Annotated in this window: 3 protein-coding genes; all 3 read left to right on the top strand. The window is 69.0% G+C overall.

The window, feature by feature from the left end; all coding sequences use genetic code 11:
• The coding region (locus AWC18_RS21125; protein WP_208858359.1) for a phosphopantetheine-binding protein at positions 1-498 on the top strand (498 nt) is incomplete at its 5' end.
• Positions 499-509: 11 nt separating this feature from the next.
• Positions 510-2789, top strand: a complete 2280-nt coding sequence (locus AWC18_RS11940) for an SDR family NAD(P)-dependent oxidoreductase (RefSeq protein WP_133054992.1) — start codon at positions 510-512, stop codon at positions 2787-2789.
• Positions 2790-2795: 6 nt separating this feature from the next.
• A complete protein-coding gene (locus tag AWC18_RS11935) occupies positions 2796-10061 on the top strand; it encodes a beta-ketoacyl synthase N-terminal-like domain-containing protein (protein ID WP_085138872.1) in 7266 nt (2421 codons plus the stop codon).
• The last annotated feature ends 35 nt before the right edge of the window (positions 10062-10096 follow it).

Raw genomic sequence — 10096 nt, 5'->3', positions numbered from 1 at the left:
ACCATGGCGGCGCTGGTGACGCTGCGCGAGATCGTCGACTACCTGCAGTCGCTGCTGGGTCCGGCGGCGGCCCCGGCGCCGGCGGCCGCGCCGGTGCCTGCTGCCGCGCCGGCGCCTGCTGCTGCCCCGGTTGCAGCAGCTCCTGCGCCGGCGGCTGCGCCTGCATCTGCTGCACCTGCGCCGGCGGCGGCGGGTGTGGATCTGGTCGGGGACATGTTGGCGGTGGTTGCTGACAAGACCGGCTATCCGGTGGAGATGCTGGATCTGTCGATGGCGCTGGAGGCGGATCTGGGTATCGACTCGATCAAGCGGGTGGAGATCTTGTCGGCGGTGCAGGATCGGGTGCCGACGTTGCCTGAGGTGGACACCGCGACCATGGCGGCGCTGGTGACGCTGCGCGAGATCGTCGACTACCTGCAGTCGCTGCTCGGATCGCCACCTGTGCACCTGGCGCACAACGGTGCATCGGCAGGTGATCGCGCCCCTTTTGGGAGTTAACCGGCGCGGAGGTGGCGCGCTACGCGGTACGCGCCACCGCTGCCCCGGTGAGTGGAATGGGCCTGCCCGGCCTGTTCAGCGCCCGGACCGTCGAGATCGTGACGGCCGAGGCCGCGCAGGGCGCGCTGGTTGAGACGGCCGAAGCCCTGGCCGCAATTCTGCGCACCCACGGCATTCGCGCGGCGATTGTGGCCCAACCCAGCGTCGATGCCGAGGCGGTCATTCACCTCGGTGGCCTGCGGCCCATCGCCACCCGTGCCGAGGCGCTTGCCGTCAACCGGGTGCTGTTCTCCGATGCTCAGCGCATCGCGGCGCAGTTCGCCGAACGGGGCGGCGTCTTCGTCACCGTTCAAGACACCGGCGGCACGTTCGGTCTGCTCACCGACCCCGGACTGCGGGCGTGGTCCGGCGGGATCGGTGCGCTGGCCAAGACGGCTGCGCAGGAATGGACCAGCGCGCAGGTCAAAGCAGTCGACATCGCCGTGGGGCATCGCTCGCCGCTAGTCATCGCCGAACAGATCGCCGACGAGGTCCTGGCCGGCGGGGTGGAACTCGAAGTCGGCCTGGGCAGTGCACACGGGCGAACCACCGTGGTCGCGGGCGCCCAGCAGGTGACCACCCGTACGCCCCGCATCGGCCAGCACGACGTCATCGTCGTCTCGGGTGGGGCGCGCGGGGTGACCGCAGGTTCGGTGATCGCGCTGGCGCAGCAGACTCAGGCCGCCTTCGTGCTGATCGGGCGCACCGAACTCAGCGAGGAACCGCCGGAGGTCGCGGGCCTGACCACCGATGCGGAGCTCAAGCGGGCGCTGCTCGCCGGCGCCGCGGCGCAGGGAATCAAGGTCACGCCCAAGCAGCTGGAGCAGCAGGCGCAGCGCATCCTGGCCGACCGCGAGGTGCGGGCCACCCTGGCCGCGCTGGCCGCGGCCGGATCCCGCGTGCGCTACGCCGCCGCCGACGTCCGGGACGCCGCCCAATTGGGTGCGCTGCTGGACAGTGTGCGCAGCGAGTTCGGTCCCATCACCGGACTGGTGCACGGTGCCGGCGTGCTGGCCGATGCGCCGTTGCACAAGAAGACCCTCGACGGGTTCGACCGGGTCTTCGAGACCAAGGTCGGCGGCGCGTGCGCGCTGCTGGATGCGACGGCCAACGACGCGCTCAAGGTGATCGCCCTGTTCTCCTCAGTGGCCGCGCGCAGCGGCAACGTCGGCCAGAGCGACTACGCCATGGCCAATGAGATCCTCAACAAGGTGGCCCTGGCGGAGCAGGCTCGCCGCGGACCGTCCTGCCTGGTGCGGGCACTGGGCTGGGGTCCGTGGGATTCGGGAATGGTGACACCGGGCCTCAAGGCGATGTTCGAGTCCCGCGGCATCTCGTTGATCCCGCTCGCCGACGGCGCGCGTGCCTTCGTCGCCGAGGTCCTCGACGGCGAAACCGGAACCTCCGAAGTGACCCTCGGCGACGGCGTCCTCGCCGGGCTGCCCACGCATCCGATCCCGCCGGAGGGCCGGGTCGCACGAGTGTTGGCACACGTGTCGCAGCAGCCCTACCTGCTTGATCATCGGGTTCAGGGCAATGTCGTGCTGCCCGTCGTGCAGGCGCTCGAATGGTTCATCCGGATGGCCGAGGCGTGCCGGCCCGGCCACTACGTGGATCGGGTCCTGGACCTCAAGGTGTTGCGCGGTGTGACGCTCTATGAGTTCGAGAAGCACGGCAACCCCCTGCTGGTGCGGTGCGTGCCCGACGACACTCGCCCCGAGCTGATGACGTTGACGCTGGCCGACATCGAAGACTCCACCGTGTACTACTCGGCCAGAGTCGAGATGCGTTCGGGGGCACCGGCGGTCGTGAGCGCCCCGGCGCCGGCGCCGGCAAGTCGCCGGATCGACCGCGAAACCTGCTACACCGGCGGGGCACTGTTCCACGGCACCGCATTCCGCGTGCTCGACGCGGTGGACTTCGCTGAGACGGCCGCAACGGCCTACCTGTCCGGACTGACGTCCGTGGGCTGGACGGGGGAGGGCTGGGCGACCGACCCGGCGGCCGTCGACGGATGTCTGCAGGCGGCACTGGTCTGGAGCTATGAACTGCTGGGCCGCAATGTCCTTCCGCTGCGCGTGGGTGAGATAGTGCGCTACCGGTCCGGTGCGCTGGGCACCGGACTGCGATGCGTGCTCAGCGGCGGTGAGGCCAAGACCAGCCGCGCCGTCTGCGACCTCGATCTGATCGACGCCGACAACCAGCTGGTGATCAGTCTCAAGCGACTCGAGTTGTATCCCTACGGCGGATGATTCGACGTGAAGTTTGATCCGATTGCGATCGTCGGGCAGGGCTGCGTCCTACCCGGGGGCCTGAATGCGGATGAGCTCTGGACCACCGTGCACGACGGCCGCGACGCGCTGGACTCAGCGAGCCCGGATTACTGGGGCGTGTCGCCGGCACGGGTGCTGTGCGCGCCAGCCGATGTACCCGAACTCGACCACACCTGGTCGGACCGCGGCGGCTACGTCCGCGGCTTCGACGACGTATTCGACCCCCGCGGCCTGTTGCTCGACGCGGACGATCTCGTCGGACTCGACCCGCTCTACCGGTGGGGCATCGAGGCGGCCAGGCAGGCTCTCAACAGTGCGGGATGGCGGGCAGGCGAGGTCCCGGGTTCGGCCGGGATCGTTCTGGGCAACCTGAGCTACCCGACCAGAAAGATGACCGACCTCGCCGAAATGGTCTGGCGGGGAGAAGAATCGGGGATCGACTGGCGCAGCCGCTTCATGTCCGGGCTGCCGGCGCATCTCATCGCGCAGGCACTGGGCCTGACCGGCGGCGCCGCCGCGCTTGACGCCGCCTGCGCGTCGTCGCTGTACGCCATCAAGCTGGCCTGCGATCGGCTGCATGATGGCACCGCGGACGTCATGTTCGCCGGCGGCATCAACGGCGCCAGTGATCTGTTGCTGCACATCGGCTTCACCGCCCTGCAGGCACTGAGCCGAACGGGACGCTCGCGCCCGTTCAACAGCGGCGCGGACGGGCTGGTCCCCGCCGAGGGCGCCGCCATCCTGGTGCTGCGGCGCCTTGACGATGCGGTCGCCGACGGCGACACCATCCTGGGCGTTATCCGGGGCGTGGGCCTGAGCAACGACGGTCGGGGACAGGGATTTCTGGTGCCCTCCCAGGACGGCCAAGAACGCGCGATGCGACTGGCCTACGAGATGGCCGGTCTCGAGCCCCGCGACATCTCCCTTATCGAATGTCACGCCACCGGGACGGCGCGCGGCGACCTCACCGAGCTGATGAGCATGGCGCGCATCTTCGGCGGCATGACCGACGTGCCCATCGGTTCACTGAAATCCAATCTGGGGCACTCGATCACGGCATCCGGCGCGGCGGGAGCCATCAAGGTTCTCGCAGCGATGCGTGCCGGGGTACGCCCCCCCACCCTGCATGCCGACGATCCGCTGCCCTTCATCGCCGACTCCCCGTTCCGGCTGCTCACCGAAGCCGAGCCGTGGGACAGCGACGGCCCGCGTCGCGCCGCGGTGAACAACTTCGGCTTCGGCGGCAACAATGCCCATCTGCTGCTCGAAGAATGGGTCGACGGTCCAACCCGGGCCGCACCGGTGCCCGCGCCGCGGCCCGAGCAGGAGATCGCGATCGTCGGACTGAGCCTCCTGGTCGGCGACGGACACGACACCGCCTCCGTCGCCGAGCACTTGCAGACATGCCGGCCGATACCCACCGGGGCGCCGGACGGGATCCGCGACGCACGCATGGCGCAGGTCTGCCTGGACCTGACCCAGACCCGCTTCCCGCCGGCCGATCTCAAACAGACCCAGCCCCAGCAACTGGCCCTGCTCGGCGCCGCCCTCAACATCGGCGAGCTGATCAAGCGCCTGCCGCAGGACACCACCAGCGTGGTCGTCGGGATGGGCTGCGACGCCGAAGTGAACCGATTCGGGCAACGCTGGCGCCTCGCGGATGACTTCGACGATCCCGACCAGCTCGCCGCGGCCCGCGACGGCGTCGTGGCGGAGTGGACCGCCGCGGGCGTCGTGGGAGCCATGCCCAACATCGTGGCGAACCGCCTGAACAGTCAATTCGATCTGCGTGGACCCAGTTACACGGTGTCGCGAGAACAGCTCTCGGGCACCACAGCCCTCGAGATGGCAGCGCGGGCGTTGCGCCGGGGAGAGATCGACGCAGCCGTGGTCGGGGCGGTGGACCTGAGCTGCGAACCGGTTCATCAGGCGGCGGCGCGGGCGTTGCTGCACGCCGACGAGCAGACCCCCGCGGACGCTGCCGTCGTTCTCGTGCTCAAGCGTGCCGCCGACGCGCACCGCGACGGCGACCCGGTATACGCGACCCTGCTGCCCGAGCAGCAGGTGGACGCCGAGTGTCTGCACCTGGGCACCGTTGCGGGGGCGGTGAACCTCTCGACGCTGTTGGGTCACGCGCACGCCGCCTCGGGACTGCTGCATGTGGCCGCCGGCGTGCTTTACGGAGCCCTCGGGGTATGGCCCGACGGCGAGCCCTGGACGTCCGAGCAGCGGCGCGTCGACGTCGAACTCACCGGTATGGCCGGCCAGCGGCAACACGTCACGCTGGTGTCGTCGGCCGGCGGGTCGGTGGCCGCGGCACTGACCGCGCCGGCAGGAGCCACCACCACCGGGAAACCCATCCGGCTCAACTTCCCCGCCCACCTGCCCGCGGTTGCGCTGCCACCCCGCGTCGCGGCGCCAGGAACGAACCCCCCTCATCACCTGGAGCAACACATGCCAACACAACTCCCGATGCCTCCGGTTCTGGCAACGGTCGCGGAGTCGCTGGCCCGGCTGCCGCTGGGTGTAGCCGCGCCGGCACCCGCGCAACCGGAGCCGCGGCCCGCCGCAACCCCCGCTGCCCCGGCGACCCCCGCCGCCACGGCGTTGCCCGCTGGGGCAAGCCGGGCTGTCCAGCCCGTCAAGCCGGCCGACAAGGTGGTCCCCACCCCGACGGTCAAGCGTGAACCGGTGGGTCTGCAGCTCGACAAGGACGGCCTGCGAGTGCACGCCTCGGGGAACATCTCCGAGATCTTCGGTCCGGCGTTCGCCGAGCAGGACCAATACCTGCGACAGGTCCGGATGCCCGAACCGCCGCTGCTGCTGGCGGATCGACTGCTGGGCATCGACGCCGAGCCGGCCCGCCTCGGCACCGGAACGCTGTGGACCGAAACCGATGTCACCGCCGACTCCTGGTGGCTCCAGCAGGGTCGGATGCCTGCCGGCATCATGATCGAAAGCGGACAGGCCGACCTGATGCTCATCTCCTGGATGGGCGCCGATCTGCTCAACAAGGGCGAGCGGGTCTACCGGCTGCTCGGCTGCGAGGTGACCTACCTGGGTGGCCTGCCCGAGATCGGCGACACCCTGCGCTTCGACATCCATGTGGACGGTCACGCCCGGCAAGGCGATGTGCGACTGTTCTTCTTCCACTACGACTGCACGATCGACGGCGTCGAGCGGATGTCGATGCGCAACGGCCAGGCCGGTTTCTTCACCGATGAGGAGCTGGCCGCATCCGGCGGGATCCTGTGGCGCCCTGAGCAACAGACCGTCAGCGGCCCGATGGACCCGACGCCGGTGCAGACGACACGCACCTCGCTGCAGCGCGCCGACCTGGAGGCGATGGCTTCCGGCGACATCTGGCAGACGTTCGGTGAGGGATTCGAACGGGCGGCCAGCCACACGCGCACTCCCCGCATCCACGCCGGCGACATGCTCTTCGTCGACGAGGTCACGGATCTGGACCTCACCGGTGGGCCGTGGGGCCGCGGCTACCTGCGGGCGGTCGCACCCGTGACGCCGGAGAACTGCTTCTTCGCAGGGCATTTCAAGAACGACCCGTGCATGCCGGGAACGCTGATGTACGAGGCGAACATGCAGACCATGGCGATCTACATGACCGCTCTGGGCATGACGATCGACTGTGACGGCTGGCGCTTCGAGCCGGTGCCCTTCGAGACCTACAAGTTGCGCTGCCGGGGCCAGGTCACCCCAGAGTCGCGCGAGGTGGTCTATGAGGTGTTCGTTCGCGAGGTCATCGCCGGACCCGAGCCGACGCTGTTCGCCGACCTGCTCTGCACCGTCGACGGCCTGCCGGCGTTCCACTGCGAGCGGATGGGCCTGAAGCTGTCACCGGGATGGCCGATGGACACCGGCGCCAAAGAGCTCGAAGGCTACGTCGAGCCCAAACCGGTCGCCGAGGTCAACGGGTTCCGCTACGACTACCAGGCGATGCTGGCCAGCGCGATCGCCAAGCCGTCCATGGCGTTCGGGCCGCTGTTCGAGAAGTTCGACTCCCACCGCAAGGCGGCGCGGTTGCCCGGCCCGCCGTATCACTTCATGTCCCGGGTCGCCGAGCTGTCCGGTGAGACCGGTGTGATGAAGGCCGGCGCCGAGGTGGTCGTGGAATACGACGTCCCCTCCGACGCCTGGTATTTCGCCGAGAACGGTGCCGCCAACGGCAATGAGACCATGCCCAACGCGGTGCTCATGGAAGTCGCGCTGCAGCCCTGCGGCTGGCTGGCCAGTTACGTCGGTTGCCCGCTGGACGGCGAGGCGGACCTGTTCTTCCGCAACCTGGACGGGACCGGCACTCAACACCGTGAGGTGACCCCGGCGACGGGAACGCTGCGGATCAAGGTGAAGCTGAAGAGCCTGGCCAAGGCCGCCGGCACCATCATCGTCGGCTTCGACGGGGAGATCACCGCCGACGACGGACCGGTCTACACCTTTGACACCGTATTCGGCTACTTCAAACGCGAAGCGCTGCAGAACCAGGTGGGTCTGCCCGTCAGCGACGAACAGCGTGCCGCACTGGCGCAGCCCTGCGAGGCTCCGGTGGTCGACCTGACCACCCAGCCCGCCGAGTTCTTCGGCGCCGGAGCGCGGTTGGCGGACCCGATGCTGCTGATGGTGGATCGGGTGACCGGCCGCTGGGCGACCGGCGGCGCCGCCGGACTGGGGCAGTGGCGCGGCGTCAAAGACGTCAACCCCGCCGAGTGGTACTTCAAGGCGCACTTCTTCCAGGATCCGGTCCAACCGGGTTCTTTGGGCATCGAGATGTTGTTGCAGATACTGCAGTTCGGGATGCTGGACCTCGGACTCGGCAAAGAGGCCGGCCCGGCGGCCCGCTTCGAGCCGGCCGCCCTGCACGACGCCATGACGTGGCGGTACCGCGGCCAGATCATCCCCACCAACAAGCAGATCGTCGGGCAGGTGGAGATCACCCGGATCGTTCGCGAAGACGCCGGGATCCTCGCGGTGGCCGAGGCATCGCTGTGGGTGGACAACAAGCGCATCTATTCCGCCAGCAACCTGGGCATGCGCATCGTCGCCGGCACCGGGGAGCAGTTGTCCCCGGCCGATGCCGGTGTCAGCACGACGCCCGCGACGGCCCCCGCGCCCGCGGCGATCTCAGCCCCTGCGGGTCAGACCACGACGATGGAGGTCACCCTCGATCCGGCCAAGGACGCCTGGATCGTCGATCACTGCCCGACCTATGTCATCCCCTCGCTGCCGATGATGTCGGTGATGGACCTGTTCGCCCAGGCGGCGGTCCGGGCTTCCGGGGGAGCCAAGGTGGTCGAGATCACCGATGTCCAGATGGTCCGGTGGGTCGTGGTCGACTCCCCGAAGCAGCTGCGGGTGGTTCTGGAGCAGACGCAGGCCGGTCAGTTCCAGGGCCGGCTCGAGGTGTGGCGCGATGCCCCACGAGCGGAGTTGTCCCGCTGGGAGATTCACGCTCACGCCGTGGTGTTCACCGCAGTCGACTACGCCGGTGAACCCGAACCGCCCGCCCCCTTGGACGGTGCGGTGCCCTACGCCGACCCCTATGACGGAACGGTGTTTCACGGTCCGGCATTCGCGACCCTGACCGACGGCGCCCAGATCGGCCGCAACGGCTCCACCGGAACGCTTGCCATCGACCGCTGTGGCGTTCCGGTCGGCGAACTGCAGCCGGGACTGCTGGACGGCGCGTTGCACGTCGTGCCGCACACCGCGATGAGCGTGTGGACCTCCGCCACCGCCGATCCCGCGTCGTACGCCGATGCCCGCGACCCCGACGTCGGGTTCCCGCGCCGCATCCTCTCGGCCCGGTTCTACTCCGACACACCCGTGACGGGGACCGTGGACGTGGACGCGCGATTCGTGGGTTTCGACGACGACGAAGGGCGGATGCCGACCTTCGACCTGTGGCTCAGCGTTGCCGGAAAGCCATGGGCGCGCATCCGCATGGCCGAATTTCTGTTGAGCAAGGGACCGTTGGCCGAGGTCGGCGGTCCCGAACGACGCGCATTCATGGGCCGCCGCCAGGCGGTTCCGGGACTGTCACTGAGCGAGCGGCTCGGGCGCGGTGTCCTCGAGCTCGACACGGCGCGGATGGCGACCCTCGACTGGTTCAAGGGCACTCTGCAGGCCGTGTACGGCACGGACAGCCAAGGCGATTCGCTGATGGTCGACATCGTGACCAAGGAAGCGGTCGCCGACGCCGTGCACAACGCCATCCACCCCGAGCGGGTCCAGATCGTCGACGGTCAGGTGAGCTGCCCGGCGCTGCCGCTGGAGCGCATCACCGTCGACGTGGAGAAGCTGGGGCCGGGAGCGTGCCGCGCGAGCGCGGCATCGGTGACCGACTGGGAGCCGGTTCGGGCCTGGTGGACTCAGAGCGCGGGCATGCCGGACGGGTGGTTCGGCGAGCTGGCCCTGGGCGCGGTGCTGTCGCGCTACGTACGCCACGTCGTGGTCACCGATCCGGCCGCGATTGCGGCTGTGCACGGCCGGCCGGTGATGCTGCTGGCCAATCATCAGGTGCAGATCGAATCGCTGCTGGGCACCACCGTCGGATCGTGGCTGACCGGTACGAAGGTTGTCACCATCGGGCATGCCAAACACGAAAAGGGCTGGGTCGGAAATCTTCTGCGGATGATCGATACCGCGGCGGGCAAACAACTGGGCCATCTGCGCTACTTCGACCAGCGGCAACCCCAGGAGTTCTTCGGTCTGATCGATGAGCTCAAGCGCGAGGTTGCGGCCGGCGGCGTCTCGGTCATGGTGCACGCCGACGGCACCCGCAGCGTGAGTTCGGCCCAGCGGGTCGAGCGGCTGACGTCGACACTGCTGGACATGGCGATCGAGATGTCGATGCCGATCGTGCCGGTGTACTTCGCCGGTGGCCTGCCCGAGGAGTCGCTGCCGCACAAGCTCGAAGTGCCCTACGGCCATGCCGCACAGGACTACATCTTCGGCAGGCCGATCCTGCCCGAGGAGCTGCGCGACCGCCCCTACGCGGACCTGCGGCGGTACGTGATGGATGCGATCAATGCGCTCGCACCGTTCAGCAACGCACCGCACGCCCCGAACTATGACGTGGAGAGCCGGATCGCGGCCGCCGCCCCGGGCGCCTCGCCGCTGGAGTCGGTGTGGCTGTGCATCGAGGACGCGCTGGACTCCCTGCCGGTCGACTGGCGAGGCCTGATCGCCGACGAGGAATGGGAGACGGTCAAGGCGGCGGAATTCAGTTCGTCCTGACAGGGCGGCCTCGGCGGGAGTCTTGTTTGACGACG

It is taken from the genome of Mycolicibacter nonchromogenicus (genome assembly GCF_002101775.1).
In the GTDB taxonomy this organism is placed as follows: domain Bacteria; phylum Actinomycetota; class Actinomycetes; order Mycobacteriales; family Mycobacteriaceae; genus Mycobacterium; species Mycobacterium nonchromogenicum.
This window is presented reverse-complemented; position numbering and strand designations above follow the sequence as displayed.